Below are 13,423 nucleotides of genomic sequence, written 5' to 3'. Positions count from 1 at the left end.
TCATTCCGGCGCGGCAAGGCCATCCTGTCCTACATCTGGGCGGGATGCCAGACCGGAATGGTGTGCAAATATGCGAAGTCAGGCGAACACCGGCGCCTTGCGCAGATGGCCATAGGCCTCGATCACGTCCTGCAACTGCCCCTCCTTGGTGCGGTCGCCGCCATTATGGTCGGGATGATAGCGGCGCAGCAATTCGGTATAGCGGGTGCGCAGCGCCTTGCGGTCGGCGTCGATCGGCAGGCCCATCACCGACAGCGCCTTGCGGTCCTCGGATGACAGGAACTGGCCGTCCTGCCTTCCCTGCGCATCGGCCCGTGCCTTGGCGACGCGCTCCTTGAACTTGGCGCCGATCGCGTCGAGCGGGTCCTGGAAGTCCGACCATTTGGGCGGCGGGCTGGCGGCATTGCTGGAAAAGGCGCGGGTCTCCCGCTCCCAGCCGGCATAGGGGCGCTGGGCCGCGGCAATCTCCTCCGGGCTCATGCCGGTGAAGAAATTATAACCCTGGTTGAAGGCGCGGACATGGTCCAGGCACAGCCAGCGCCATTGCGGCCCCTCGTGATGCGACCGGTGGCCATCCTGCAATGGCGCGCGAAATTCGCCCGGTTCCGGGCAACCGGGCACGGCGCAGGGGCGGTCGCTTTCCACGCGGCCATGGAAACGGTTGAAACGACGGGTCGAGAAGGGATCGCTGCTCAAGATTGTCCTGATGGAATGGCTGGCAAAGCAGCCTATATAGGGCGCATGACCACCGACCTCAAAGGCCCTGTCGCCACCGAAATCGAGGCGCGGCTGCGCGCCGCCCTGACTCCTGCCCATCTCGCCGTCATCGACGACAGCGAAAAGCATCGCGGCCATGCCGGCCATGACGGGTCGGGCGAAAGCCATTTCACCGTGGAGATCGTCGCCGAACGCTTTGTCGGCCAGAGCCGCGTTGCCCGCCAGCGCCTGGTCAATGCCGCGCTCGCCGACCTGCTGCGCGACAAGGTCCATGCCCTCGCGATCAAGGCCCGCGCGCCCGGAGAAGCCTGACCCCAACGACAGGAGCCGTCCCATGTCGAGCGACAATGTGCTGCTGCAGACGATCACGCCAACGACCCATGATCTGGGCGATTTCAAGGTGCATCGCGCGCTCCCGGCGAAGGAGCGGACCATGGTCGGCCCCTTCATCTTCTTCGACCAGGCGGGGCCGGCGCTATTGCCGACGGGGCAGGGGGTGGACGTCCGCCCCCATCCGCATATCAACCTGGCCACCGTCACCTACATGCTGGAGGGGACGTTCCTCCACCGCGACTCGCTCGGCACGCAGCAACTGATCGGCCCCGGCGCGGTCAATCTGATGACCGCGGGCAAGGGCATCGTCCATTCGGAACGCACCCCGCCCGCCGATCGCGGCCATGACAAGAGATTGCTGGCGATCCAGACCTGGCTCGCTTTGCCGGAGCGCGACGAGGAATGCGACCCGGCCTTCGAGCATGTCGAGGGTGGTGGTCTGCCGGTGCTGGAGGATCATGCCTCCTGGGCGCGGGTCATCATGGGCACGCTCTGGGGCGAGACGGCGCAGGTCTCGACCTATGCCGACACCATCTATGCCGATATCCAGCTGCGTCCCGGCGGCTCGATCCCGGTCGATGCCATTGCCGAGGAGCGGGCGCTCTATCTCTGGCAGGGATCGGCCACGCTCGACGGCGTCGAGCTGCTGCCCCAGACGCTCTATGTACTGCGTCCCGGCGTGCCGGCGACGCTGCACAGCGATCATGGCGCCAATCTCGTCCTGTGCGGTGGCGAGGCATTCGCGACCCCGCGCCATGTCTGGTGGAATTTCGTCTCCTCGACCAAGGACCGGCTGATGCAGGCGCGCGAGGATTGGGAGGCGATGCGCTTCCCGCTCATTCCGGGCGACGATCAGGAATTTATCCCGATCCCGCAGGGCCGGCCCAAGACCGTCAGCTACCCCTGACGGTCAGGCTTATTCGACGAAGGTCAGCGACAGATTCTCGGCATTCTTGGGAATGTCGATCCGGCTTTCGTTGATCGACGCTTCCTCGCCGGGCTTCAGCCGGGCCTTGTCCGCCTTGGTGGTCCAGCTGAACACCAGCCGGTTCTGCCGGTCGCGCAGCTGCACCAGCACCGGCGGCACCGGCAGCGCCTGCTTGCCGCTGTTCACGATCCGCGCGCCAAAGGCGAAATATTCCTCGCCGGTGGGCAGCTTGCGCCGCTCGGCAGGCTTGGAGAGATAGAAGAGCAGGTCCGGATCGCCCTCTTCGGCGACCAGGCCCATATTCACCGCCCAGGCCGGTGGCCCGAAATAATGGAGCGCAGCGCCGGCGGCCGCGACCAGCAGGAAGAAGAGGACGGCGGCCCAGGTCAGCAGCTTGGCGCCATTGCGCCGACGCTTGGCCGGCAGCGACGGCGGCGGTGGCACCTCTTCGGCCGGCTGCGATACGCCGGCATAAATGTCGTCGAACCGGTAATCGGGCGCGATCGCCGGCGTCGGCTCGGCCGCAGGTTCGATCGGCGGCGGTGCAGCGGCCTCCGGCTGCGCGGGTGCGACCGGTTCCGGCTCGGGCGCCGGCGTGAATCGCATCGGCGCTTCGGCGGGCGCGGCTTCCACGGGGGGCGGTGGTGGCGGTGGCGGCGGAGCGGGCGGCGGCGCAACCGGCGCGGGAGCGGCCGGTTCGGGCGCCTCTTCGCGCGGCGCGGGGGCGGGGCCTTCCTGGAACCAGCTATGCTTGCAGGCGGCGCACCGCACCTGGCGTCCGTCCGGGCCGACGGCGGTGTCGGGCACGATGTAGCGCGTCGCGCAATTGGGGCACACCAGGATCATTCTGCTTCATAGGCATGGCAGGGACTCTAGGGCAAGAGTCTGAAACACAGACCCGCTCATGGGCGCGACTCGCGGCATTGCGCGGGATAGTTTGTCGGCCTGCCCTTTACGCGTCCCCGCCGCCTGTGCCATGGCAGGGCTTCGGGGAAGCAGGGAGCGCATCGGCGCCACACGTCACTTATGTCGGCCATCGTCCAGTTCGAAAATGTCGGCCTGCGCTATGGTCTGGACAGCGAGACCCTGTCCGACGTCAGCTTCTCGCTCAACAGCGGCGATTTTTATTTCCTCACCGGCAGCTCGGGCGCGGGCAAGACATCCCTGCTCAAGCTCCTTTATCTCGCCCAGCGGCCCAGTCGCGGCGTGATCCGCCTGTTCGGCGAGGATGTGGTGACGCTCCCCCGCAAGCGCCTGCCCGGCTTTCGTCGCCGCATCGGCGTCGTGTTCCAGGATTTCCGGCTGGTCCCGCATCTGTCCGCCTATGACAATATCGCCCTGCCGCTGCGGGTCGCGGGCATGGAGGAAAGCGAGATCGACGCGCCGGTCAGCGAAATGCTGAACTGGGTCGGGCTGGGCGATCGCGGTCAGGCGCGGCCCGCCACCCTGTCGGGCGGGGAGCAGCAGCGCGTTGCCATCGCCCGCGCGGTGATCGGCCGGCCGGAGATTCTGGTCGCCGACGAACCGACGGGTAACGTCGACGCGGACATGGCCCGCCGCCTGATGACCCTGTTCGAGGCGCTCAACCGCCTCGGCACGACCATCGTCGTCGCCACCCATGACCTGCCGCTGATGGCGCAGGTGGCGAGCGCGCAGATGATGCGGCTGGACAAGGGCCGGCTGGCCGATCCGACCGGCGCGCTGCGCTATCCGCCCCGTCCGCAGGGTGGCGCCTGATGGCCGGGGGCAATCGTCGCAGCGCGGCCGCCGCGCGCCATCGCCTGCTGCCCGCCGGTCGGGTGGCGGGGCCGATGCCCTGGATCATCGCGATCATGATGTTCCTTACCGTGCTGGCCGCCGCGGCGGGCCTGGGCCTTGGCACCGCCGTCCGCGCGATGAGCGCCGATCTTGCCGGCCGCGCCACGGTTCAGGTGGTGGAGGCCGATGCGCAGCAGCGCGATCGTCTCTCCGCCCGCGTGCAACAGGCGCTGCGCGGCAATCGCGATGTGCGCCAGGTCGCACCGGTCCCGGCCGCTACGCTGGCGCAGCAACTGCGTCCCTGGCTCGGCGCCGATGTGACCAGCGGCGACCTGCCGATCCCGGCGCTGATCGACATCAGCCTGACGCCGGGCGATGCGACGGCCAAGGTCGACCGGTTGCGCCGGTCGCTCGCTACCCTGTCGCCCAGCCTGCGGGTCGAACCCCATGCCGCCTTCCTTGCCCCGCTGGCCGGCCTGCTCACCGCGCTGGGCTGGCTGTCGGGCGGGCTGGTGCTGCTGATGGGGCTCGCCACCGGCGCCGTCGTCGTGCTGGCGGCGCGAGGCGCGCATGACAGCCATCGCACCACGATCGAGGTGCTGCACCTGATGGGCGCGACCGATGTACAGATCGCCCGCCTGTTCCAGCGTCGGATCGCGCTCGACGCCACCATGGGCGGCGCATTGGGCTTTTCCTTCGCCGTGCTGGTGATCCTGCTGATCGGCGCACGCCTGTCGGCCACCGGATCGCAGCTGATGGGCGCGGTCGCCTTGCCCTGGACCAGCTGGGCGCTGCTCGCGGCGCTGCCGATTGCCGGCATTCTCCTGTCGACGCTCACCGGCCGCTGGACCGTGCTGCGCGCACTCGGGCGCTCGCTATGATCGTCCGCCTGATCGCCGTTACGCTGCTCGGCTGGATGCTGGGCTTCGCCTGGTTCGCGATGTTCCTGCCCCAGCCGCTCGACGGGCGACAGACCGACGCGATCGTCGTGCTGACCGGCGGCGCCGGTCGGATCGACCGGGGGCTGGCCCTGCTGGAGGAAGGCGCGGCCAAGCGCATGCTGATTTCGGGCGTCGACCGCTCGGTCCGTCCGGTCGAACTGGCGGCCGAATACAAGACGCGGCTGTCGCTCTTCACCTGCTGCATCACCCTGGGGCGCGAGGCGATCGACACCCGCTCCAACGCGATCGAGACGGCCCGCTGGCTGGAACGGCGCGATTATAAGAGCGTCCGCCTCATCACCACCGACTGGCATATGCGGCGTTCCGCGCTCGAACTGCGTCAGGCGCTTCCGGGCCGCATCAACCTTGTCTATGACGCGGTGCCCAGCCGTCCCAGCCTCACCATATTGGTGCGGGAATATAATAAATATCTCGCGCGCCGCGTGGCCGCGCTCTTTGGTATCTGATCCATGACCCTGTTCATTGCCCTTCGCTCGCTCGTCTTCATGCTGGCCTTCTATGTCGGCACGGCCTTCTTCGTGCTGGCGGCCGTCATCGGCGGGATGTTCAAGCCCGCGCATGTCCAGTCGGCGGCGACCGGCTGGAGCCGCTTTCATCGCCTCTGCGTGCGCTGGATATTGGGGCAGCGGATCGTGGTCGATGGCGACCTGCCGATCGGTCCCTATCTCTACATCATCAAGCATGAATCGATGTTCGAGACGATCGACCTGCTCTGCCTGTTCGACCGGCCGGTGATCGGTGCGAAACGGGAACTGCTCGATATTCCCTTCTGGGGCGGCATCGCCCGGCGCTACGGCCTGATCCCGATCGAGCGGACCGCCGGCGCCAGCGCGCTGCGAACCTTGCGTGCCTCCGCCAAGGACGCCGTGGCGCAGGGGCGGGCGGTCTGCCTGTTCCCCGAAGGCACGCGCGTTCCCCATGGCGAAGCGCCGCCGCTCAAGTCGGGCTTTGCCGGCCTCTACAGCCTGCTCGGCCTGCCGGTGGTGCCGATCGCGATCGACAGCGGCGTCGTCTCACCGCGCGGCAAGTTCCTCAAGCGCCCCGGCACGATCACCTACAAGGTGGGTGAGATCGTCCCCACCGGCCTCGACCGCAAGGAGGCCGAGATCCGCGTCCACGCCGCGATCAACGCGCTCAATTGAACAGATTCGCACAGCGCCCTTGGCGCTTTGCCAAGCCCGCGCGGCGCCTGAGCGTTTCAAGCTGCTGATGCTTAAGCATCATGGCAGCTTGCTATCAATGCGACCGGCCGAAGTCGGGCTTGGCGTCGTCCTGGCCCTGTTCGATGATCGACCGGCGGATCGCGCGGGTGCGCGTGAACAGGTTGAACAGCGTGTCGCCGTCATTCCAGCGGATCGCCCGCTGTAGGGTCGACAGATCCTCCGAGAAACGCTGCAGCATTTCCAGCACTGCGTCCTTGTTCGCCAGGAACACGTCGCGCCACATAGTCGGGTCCGATGCGGCGATACGGGTGAAGTCGCGGAAGCCGCCGGCCGAATATTTGATCACCTCGCTCTGGGTGACATTCTCCAGGTCGCTGGCCGTGCCGACGATCGTATAGGCGATCAGGTGCGGCAAATGGCTGGTCACCGCCAGCACCAGGTCATGATGCGCCGGGTCCATCGTCTCGACATCGGCACCGACCCGGCGCCACAGTTCCGACACCCGCTCGACCGCCGCCGGATTGGCATCGGCGGGCGGGGTGACGATCGACCAGCGGCCCTTGAACAGGGTGGCAAAGCCCGCTTCCGGCCCGCTATTTTCGGTGCCGGCCACCGGATGCGCCGGAATGATGATGCGGCCGGGCAAAGCGGCGTTGAGCTGCGCCAGCACGTCCGCCTTGCACGAACCCACGTCGCTGATGATCGCATCGGCCGGCAACTCGTCGGCAATCTCCGCCGCTGCCGCGCCCATGGCGCGCACCGGCACGCACAATATCACCAGTTCGGCGTCGGTCACCGAAGCGCTGGCCGTATCGGTGATGTCGTCGCACAGGTCGATGCGGCGGGCGGTTTCGCGCACCGCCGGATCGGCATCATGGCCGGTGACACGGACGGTCGGCATATATTCGCGGATCGCCCGCGCCAGCGAGGATCCGATCAGGCCAAGGCCGATGATGGTGACACGGGAAAAGGGCAGCATAGCGTCAGGCCGCCTCCGCCATGGCGCGCAGCTTGGCGGCGACGGCGCGGGTCTGTCCCTCGGTGCCGATGGTGATGCGCAGGCCATTGGGCAGGCCCTGGCCGGGCAGCCAGCGGGTGGCATAGCCCTCGTCCCACAGCCCTTTCATCGCCGCCTCGGCGGTCAGCTTGCCGTCGAACAGGATCAGCAGGAAATTGGTGCGGCTCGGCACCGCGCGCAGGCCATGGTTGGAGAGGGACGCGATCTCGCCGGCCAGCCATTCGCGCCATTGCGCATTATGGGCGCGGCTCGCCTCGACCCATTCATTATCCTGGATCGCGGCGACCGCAGCGGCCTGGCCGGCGGTGGTCACGTTGAACGGCGCGCGGATGCGGTGGAGGATGTCGATCACATCCTGGCTGGCATAGCCCCAGCCGATCCGCTCAGCGGCCAGACCATAGATTTTCGAGAAGGTGCGGGTGACGAACACGTTGCTGGCGGTCTTGGCCAGTTCCAGCCCCGCATCATCCTCGTCCGCGTCCAGATATTCGGCATAGGCCTGGTCGAGCACGAACAGGATATCGGGGCGCAGCCCGGCGTGCAGCCGCGCAATCTCCTCCCGGCTGGTCATGGTACCGGTGGGATTGTTGGGGTTGGCAAGGAAGACGACCTTGGTCTTCTCCGTCACGCAGGCCAGCAGCGCATCGACATCGGTCGCATAATCGGCGTCGGGCGCCTCGATCGGCGTCGCGCCGACGCGGCGGGCGGCAATGTCGTAGACCGAAAAGCCGTAGCGCACATAAAGCACCTCGTCGCCCGGCCCGGCATAGGCGCTGGCGGCGATATGCAGCAGTTCGTCCGACCCGGTGCCATAGATGATGCGCGCCGGATCAAGCCCATGGACCGCACCGATCGCCTCGCGCAGCTTGGCCGCGCCCGGATCGGGATAGGTGGCCAGGTCCGCCGTCGCCGCCACCAGCGCCGCGCGGGCAGCCGCGCCGGTGCCGAGCGGGTTCTCGTTGGCGGACAGCTTGATCAGCGGCCGGCCGTCATCGGCGGCGGACTTGCCCGGCACATAGGCATGAATGCCGAGAATCCAGTCCTTGGGGGCGGGTTTTGCTGCAGCGTCGCTCATGGAGCGCGGCTTTAGCGGCTTCCGCGCCAAAGGCAAAGCGGCTGGATCAGCGCGGCGCAGCCAATTCCTGTCGCGCCAGTTCGCGCTGGGCACGGAACACCGGATCGGACTGCAACCGCGCATAGGTGGCCGATGCCACGACCCGGCCGGCCAGCGTGTCGCTCAGCCAATGGGCGCGACAGATGACCCGGCTCTCGCCAAATTCATAACCGCGCTTGAGCAGGGCATCCTGCTTGTCGGGCATGACGTCGGTCAGGACCAGCGCCAGCATCCAGCCGATCGCGGTATGGCCCGACGGATAGGAGCCGTCCTTGCGCAGCATCGGCTCGTCCTGCGGGCGGCAGGTATTGCCGTCATGCTCCACGAACGGGCGCACCCGCTGATAATGGCCCTTGGCGCGCGAGGTGGAGAAGGCGGCGTCGGCCGCCGCGCGGCGCAGCAACATGGTCAGGTGCGGGTGGGTGCCGTCCGACAGCGACAGGCCGGCGATCGGCTCGAACGACTGGACCATGTGCGGCCAGCCCAGGTCCGCGTCCGACGCGGCCAGCGCCTGGCGATCGGCCGGCGCGGCGAGCGCGGCGCGATAGGCTTCCTCGTCGGCCGCCTTGGCGGCGGTGCCGGGGGCGGGCGGGGGCGGCAGCAGGGTCAGGCTGTTGGGCAGCGCGGCGGGGTCGAGATAGCCGCGCGGGAAGGGGATGGCCTTGGTCAGCTGCCCGACCGCCTCGATCGTGGTCGGCGGCACCGGGGCGCTGGCCGACGGCGGCGTGGCGGTGGTCGCACAGCCGCTGACCAGCAGGATCGATGCCAGAAGGAATGTCTGTTTTTGGAGTGTGCGCATCGCCTGTCCGCCTTTTGCTTTGGGGCCTGACGCCCGGCCCTATCAGCAGGGGCAGGGCGCGACCATCGGTGCTTGTCCCGATAGGCGGCCGCGGTGCAACCCTCAAGCGCGCTTGCCGATCCCCTTCTCGATCAACGCGTTGGCGATGTCGGCAATCTCCTGCGCCGGGCGGCTGTCGTCCCACACGCCATAGCGCAGGCCCAGGAACACATTCATCCCCATGATCGCCCAGGCATGGACCTCTTCCACGTCTGTGCGCACGTCGCCCTGCTGCGCGGCCTTCTTCAGGCGCGCGGCCATGCGGGTGGCGGTATTCTCATAATGGGCGCGATAGGCGGCCTGGTCGACGAACTCGGCCTCGTCGATGATGCGGTAGATTTCCTTGTGGGCGCGGGCGAACTCCAGGAAGCTTAAGAGGCCGATCCGCTCCGCCTCGATCCCGTTACTCGCATCGGCGATGCGCGGCGAGACATAGTCGCGCACCTGGCCCGACATGTCGTTGACCAGCGCGCGGAAAATGTCGTCCTTGCTGTCGAAATAGGTGTAGAAACTGCCCAGCGCACAGCCGGCCCGGCGGGTGATGCCGCTCACCGACCCGTCGTGAAAACCCTTCTCGCCAAACTCCTCGGCCGCCGCCGACAGCAGCGCGCGAAGCGTGCGTTCGCCCCGCGCGGTGCGTGGCGCCTTGTCGTCGCGTCTCTCATCCCGTGGGGAAGCCGGATCGGTCATGCTCTCTCCCTCTGCCTGCCAATACGTGCCTTTTCAATCATTTGAGGACGTCTGGTGGCCTTGTTCGCCGTCCCTCATATTTGAAGTTGAAAGATGGTTCAACTTTCATTATTCAAAGGGCAAGCAGATTGGCTACCCGGATGACCGGGGGCCGCTTCAGGAGAGGAAACGCCGATGAAGGCCCATCACAGCATTCGTGCCCTTGCCCTCGCATCCGCCGCCTGGACCGGCGCGATGGCATTCCCCGCCTTCGCGCAGGACGCGTCGGCGCCCGTCGCCGACACCGAAGAGGCCGGCATTATCGTCACCGCCCGCCGGCGTGAGGAAACGCTGGTGTCCGTGCCGATCGCGGTCAGCGCCTTCTCTGGCGCTGATCTGGAACGGGGCGGGGCGATCGACATCAGCGACCTTGCCAATGTGACCCCCAACACCACGCTGGAGGCGTCGCGCGGCACCAATTCGACGCTGACCGCCTTCATCCGCGGCGTGGGCCAGCAGGATCCGGTTTCCGGCTTCGAACAGGGCGTCGGCATCTATCTCGACGATGTCTATCTCAACCGGCCGCAGGGTGCGCTGCTCGACATCTATGACGTCGAACGGATCGAGGTGCTGCGCGGGCCGCAGGGCACGCTCTATGGCCGCAACACGATCGGCGGCGCGGTCAAATATGTGACCAGGATGTTGCCGCAGGACTTCTCGCTCAAGCTCAAGGGCAGCTATGGCAGCTATGATCAGGCCGATGGCATCATCAGCGTGTCGGCGCCGATCGGCGACCTGATGCGCGTCGGTGGCGCCTTCGCCCGCCTGTCGCGCGGCGGCTTCGGCAAGAATCTCACCACCGGGCAGGATAATTATAACAAGGATATCTGGGCCGGCCGCGCCACCTTCGAAATGGGCGGCTATGGCGCCCCGGTGCTGATGCGCATCACCGGCGACTATACCAAGGATAACAGCAACCCGCGTGGCGGCCACCGCCTGATTCCGGGCCAGGCATCGGGCGCGCCGGTGCTGGACGATGTGTTCGACACCCGCGGCGGGCTGGTCGACCCCAAGCAATATGTGAAGTCCTACGGCCTCTCGATGAACCTGACGGCCGAACTCAATGATGCGGTGACGCTGCGCTCGATCAGCGCCTGGCGCAAGGATGACAGCGCCTCGCCGATCGACTTTGACGCGCTGCCCGCCGTCGATGTCGACGTGCCGGCCTATTACAAGAATGAACAGCTCAGCCAGGAATTCCAGCTTCTCTATGACAAGGGCCGGCTGCACGGCATGGTCGGCTTCTATTATCTCGATGCCAGCGCCGACACCCAGTTCGACACCCGCATCTTCACCACCGTGGCCGGGCTGACCGCCTTCACCCAGGCCAATGTCGACACCGAAACCTATGCCGTGTTCGGCGACATGAGCTTCGACCTGACCGATCAGCTCAGCCTGTCGGCCGGTGGTCGCTATACCTGGGACACGCGCCGGGCCAATATCCTGCGGCAAAGCTATCTGGGTGGCGGCTCGCCGGTGTTCGACGGGGCGGGCATTCCCTTCGGTGCGCCCAGCACCAATTTCCGTGGCGAGCGCGAGTTCAAGAAGTTCACGCCGCGCTTCTCGGTCAGCTACAAGCCGACCGCCGATCACAATATCTACGCCAGCTATTCCAAGGGCTTCAAGGGCGGCGGCTTCGACCCGCGCGGGGTCGGCACCAACGCGCCCGACCTCAATGGCGATGGCATCCGTCAGGACAGCGAAATTGCCTCCTTCCTCAGCTTCGCGCCCGAACAGGTCGACAGCTATGAAGTCGGCTACAAGGGCAATCTGATGGATGGCGCCCTCTATGTCGCGGTCGCCGGCTTCTATGCCGATTACAAGGATGTGCAGATTCCCGGTTCGGTCGCCTGCACCGTCAATGTCGGCGGCGTGGCGACGCCCTCCTTCTGCGGTGTCGTGTCCAACGCCGGCAAGGCGCGCTTCAAGGGGCTGGAGTTCGAAAGCAATGCGCGTCTTGGCCGCGACATCTTCAGCGGCGGCGACCGTCTGAACCTGCAGACCGCGATCGGCTTCATCGACGCCGATTATCGCGAATATATCGCCAATATCGCCAGCGTGCCGACCGATGTCGCCGACTATCGCCGGGTCCAGAACACGCCGAAATGGACCGCCAGCGGCACACTCAGCTACAATGTCCCGGTGGGGGATGGCAGCCTCTATTTCGGCAGCACCGTCTCCTGGCGCTCCAAGACCTATCAGTTCGAAATCCCCAACCCCTATATCGATCAGAAGGGCTATGCGCTGTGGGACGCCAGCCTGGTCTATACCGCCCCCAGCGATCGCTGGAGCATCGGCGTCCATGGCAAGAACCTGCTCGACAAGGAATATAAGACCTCGGGCTATACCTTCGTCGCGGCCAATCCGGTGACTGGCGCGATCATCAACAATGCGGCCGGCTATCCCACCCCCTCGCTGGGCAAGGAAGGTACGCTGACCGCCTTCTACGGCAACCCGCGCCAGGTGTTCGTGACCGGGTCGGTCAAGTTCTGATCCTCTCCACCCCATCCGTTCGGTTCGAGCCTGTCGAGAACCATTGCATAACCGGCTTCTCGACTTGGCTCGAAGCGAACGGAAAATTTGGTATCAGACCCGCATGACCGACCGAACCTCTTCCCCCGCCTATCGTGGCGTCGTGCTGGCGATGCTGCTGCTGGTCTATACCTTCAACTTCCTCGACCGACAGATCCTGGGCATCCTCGCCGGGCCGATCAAGGCGGAGCTGGGGCTGACCGATACCCAGCTCGGCGCGCTGGGTGGCATCGCCTTCGCGCTTCTCTATTCGACGCTGGCGATCCCGCTGGCGCTGCTGGCCGACCGGACCAGCCGCACCTGGGTCATCACCGTCAGTCTGGCGGTGTGGAGCGGCTTCACCGCGCTGTGCGGCATGGCCGGCAATTTCATGCAGATGTTCCTGTTCCGCATCGGCGTCGGCGTGGGGGAGGCGGGCGGCGTCGCCCCCTCCTATGCCGTCATTTCCGACTATTTCCCGCAGCATCAGCGTGCCCGCGCCCTCTCCATCTATTCGCTCGGTATTCCGCTGGGGTCGGCCGGCGGCGTGCTGCTGGGCGGCTATATCGCCCAGACCGTCGAATGGCGCACCGCCTTCATCGCGGTCGGCATCATGGGCATCCTCATCGCACCGCTCTTCCGCCTGGTGGTGCGCGAACCGGCCCGGCCGGTGCAGGCGGGCACACCCGTGCCGGTCAGCGCCGTGTTCGGCATTCTCGCGGCCAAGCGCAGCTTCTGGTTCCTGGCATTGGGTGCCGCGTGCAGCTCGATGTGTGGCTATGGCGTCGCCTTCTGGCTGCCCAGCCTGTTGATGCGCAGCTTCGGCCTCGACCTTATGGGCGCGGGTCAGTTCCTGGGCGGACTGCTGCTTTTGGGCGGGGTCGCGGGCGTGCTGCTCGGCGGTTTCCTGGGCGATGCCATGGGCAATAGGGACAAGGCCTGGTTCGCCTGGGTGCCCGCGATCAGCTATGTGATCGGCATGCCTTTATTCGTGGTCGGGGTGCTCTCGTCCAGCGTCGGCTTCGCCTTCGCCCTGTTCCTGATACCGCAGGCTTTGGTCTATGTCTGGCTCGGCCCGGTGCTGACCGCCGTGCAGCATCTGGTGCCGCCGCACATGCGCGCCAGCGCCTCGGCGACCTTCCTGCTCATCAACAACCTGGTGGGCCTTGGCCTTGGCAGCTGGAGCGTCGGCGCCCTGTCCGATGCGTTGACGCCGACTTATGGCAACGAAGCGCTGAGATACGCCATCGTCGCGGCGCTAGGCTTCTACCTGCTCGCCGGCCTGTTCATGGCGCTCGCCGGCAAGGCGCTGCGCAAGGATTGGGTGACGGCCTGACGCGTGAGGTGACAGG

14 protein-coding genes are annotated in these 13,423 nt (G+C 66.6%); 8 read left to right on the top strand and 6 right to left on the bottom strand.

All coding sequences use genetic code 11. From position 1 onward, the window contains the following. Positions 1–78 precede the first annotated feature (78 nt). The gene (locus tag DIZ22_RS15915) at positions 79–696 is read right to left on the bottom strand and encodes a J domain-containing protein (protein ID WP_048938553.1); all 618 of its coding nucleotides are present in this window, start codon (positions 694–696) and stop codon (positions 79–81) included. 45 nt (positions 697–741) lie between these two features. Here DIZ22_RS15915 and DIZ22_RS15910 point away from each other — a divergent pair, with 45 nt between their 5' ends. Beyond that, a complete protein-coding gene (locus tag DIZ22_RS15910; protein ID WP_004208941.1) occupies positions 742–1,029 on the top strand; it encodes a BolA family protein in 288 nt (95 codons plus the stop codon). 22 nt (positions 1,030–1,051) lie between these two features. Then, positions 1,052–1,957, top strand: a complete 906-nt coding sequence (locus DIZ22_RS15905) for a pirin family protein (RefSeq protein ID WP_048938554.1) — start codon at positions 1,052–1,054, stop codon at positions 1,955–1,957. Positions 1,958–1,966: 9 nt separating this feature from the next. Here the strand turns inward: DIZ22_RS15905 and DIZ22_RS15900 are convergent, their stop codons facing one another. Continuing rightward, positions 1,967–2,824 (bottom strand): MJ0042-type zinc finger domain-containing protein, encoded by an 858-nt coding sequence (locus tag DIZ22_RS15900; protein ID WP_048938555.1) that lies wholly within the window; start codon positions 2,822–2,824, stop codon positions 1,967–1,969. A gap of 180 nt (positions 2,825–3,004) precedes the next feature. Between DIZ22_RS15900 and ftsE the strand changes: the two genes are divergently transcribed. From ftsE to DIZ22_RS15880, 4 genes are read left to right on the top strand one after another with little or no spacing between them, the layout of a single operon-like run. Next, positions 3,005–3,715: a cell division ATP-binding protein FtsE gene (ftsE, locus tag DIZ22_RS15895; RefSeq protein WP_004208937.1), complete on the top strand. Its 711-nt coding sequence runs from the start codon at positions 3,005–3,007 to the stop codon at positions 3,713–3,715. Then, the gene (locus DIZ22_RS15890; RefSeq protein ID WP_122928397.1) at positions 3,715–4,617 is read left to right on the top strand and encodes an FtsX-like permease family protein; all 903 of its coding nucleotides are present in this window, start codon (positions 3,715–3,717) and stop codon (positions 4,615–4,617) included. The genes ftsE and DIZ22_RS15890 overlap by 1 nt, the downstream gene beginning before the upstream one ends. Beyond that, positions 4,614–5,144, top strand: coding sequence for a YdcF family protein (locus DIZ22_RS15885; protein WP_010338644.1), 531 nt, complete (start codon positions 4,614–4,616; stop codon positions 5,142–5,144). Before DIZ22_RS15890 ends, DIZ22_RS15885 begins: the two co-directional genes overlap by 4 nt. Positions 5,145–5,147: 3 nt before the next feature. Further along, positions 5,148–5,840, top strand: a complete 693-nt coding sequence (locus DIZ22_RS15880) for a lysophospholipid acyltransferase family protein (protein WP_037509970.1) — start codon at positions 5,148–5,150, stop codon at positions 5,838–5,840. A 94-nt stretch (positions 5,841–5,934) separates the two neighbouring features. Here the strand turns inward: DIZ22_RS15880 and DIZ22_RS15875 are convergent, their stop codons facing one another. The 4 genes from DIZ22_RS15875 to DIZ22_RS15860 all read right to left on the bottom strand — a co-directional run bounded on the left by DIZ22_RS15875 (position 5,935) and on the right by DIZ22_RS15860 (position 9,521). Next, positions 5,935–6,840, bottom strand: coding sequence for a prephenate/arogenate dehydrogenase family protein (locus DIZ22_RS15875; protein ID WP_048938557.1), 906 nt, complete (start codon positions 6,838–6,840; stop codon positions 5,935–5,937). Positions 6,841–6,844: 4 nt separating this feature from the next. Continuing rightward, positions 6,845–7,954, bottom strand: a complete 1,110-nt coding sequence (hisC, locus tag DIZ22_RS15870) for a histidinol-phosphate transaminase (protein ID WP_048938558.1) — start codon at positions 7,952–7,954, stop codon at positions 6,845–6,847. A gap of 46 nt (positions 7,955–8,000) precedes the next feature. Beyond that, positions 8,001–8,792 (bottom strand): phosphatase PAP2 family protein, encoded by a 792-nt coding sequence (locus tag DIZ22_RS15865; RefSeq protein WP_048938559.1) that lies wholly within the window; start codon positions 8,790–8,792, stop codon positions 8,001–8,003. A gap of 102 nt (positions 8,793–8,894) precedes the next feature. Next, positions 8,895–9,521 carry a TetR/AcrR family transcriptional regulator gene (locus tag DIZ22_RS15860; protein WP_122928396.1) on the bottom strand — a complete coding sequence of 209 codons (627 nt, stop codon included), beginning with the start codon at positions 9,519–9,521 and terminating at the stop codon, positions 8,895–8,897. Positions 9,522–9,695: 174 nt separating this feature from the next. Here DIZ22_RS15860 and DIZ22_RS15855 point away from each other — a divergent pair, with 174 nt between their 5' ends. Then, positions 9,696–12,053, top strand: coding sequence for a TonB-dependent receptor (locus DIZ22_RS15855; RefSeq protein WP_048938161.1), 2,358 nt, complete (start codon positions 9,696–9,698; stop codon positions 12,051–12,053). A gap of 103 nt (positions 12,054–12,156) precedes the next feature. Continuing rightward, positions 12,157–13,407, top strand: coding sequence for an MFS transporter (locus DIZ22_RS15850; protein ID WP_048938160.1), 1,251 nt, complete (start codon positions 12,157–12,159; stop codon positions 13,405–13,407). Positions 13,408–13,423: the final 16 nt, after the last annotated feature.

Origin of the sequence: Sphingobium sp. LF-16, assembly GCF_003711185.1 — a bacterium.
Classification (GTDB): domain Bacteria; phylum Pseudomonadota; class Alphaproteobacteria; order Sphingomonadales; family Sphingomonadaceae; genus Sphingobium; species Sphingobium yanoikuyae_A.
Note: the sequence above shows the minus strand (reverse complement) of the source record. Positions and strands in the feature narration are given on the sequence as shown.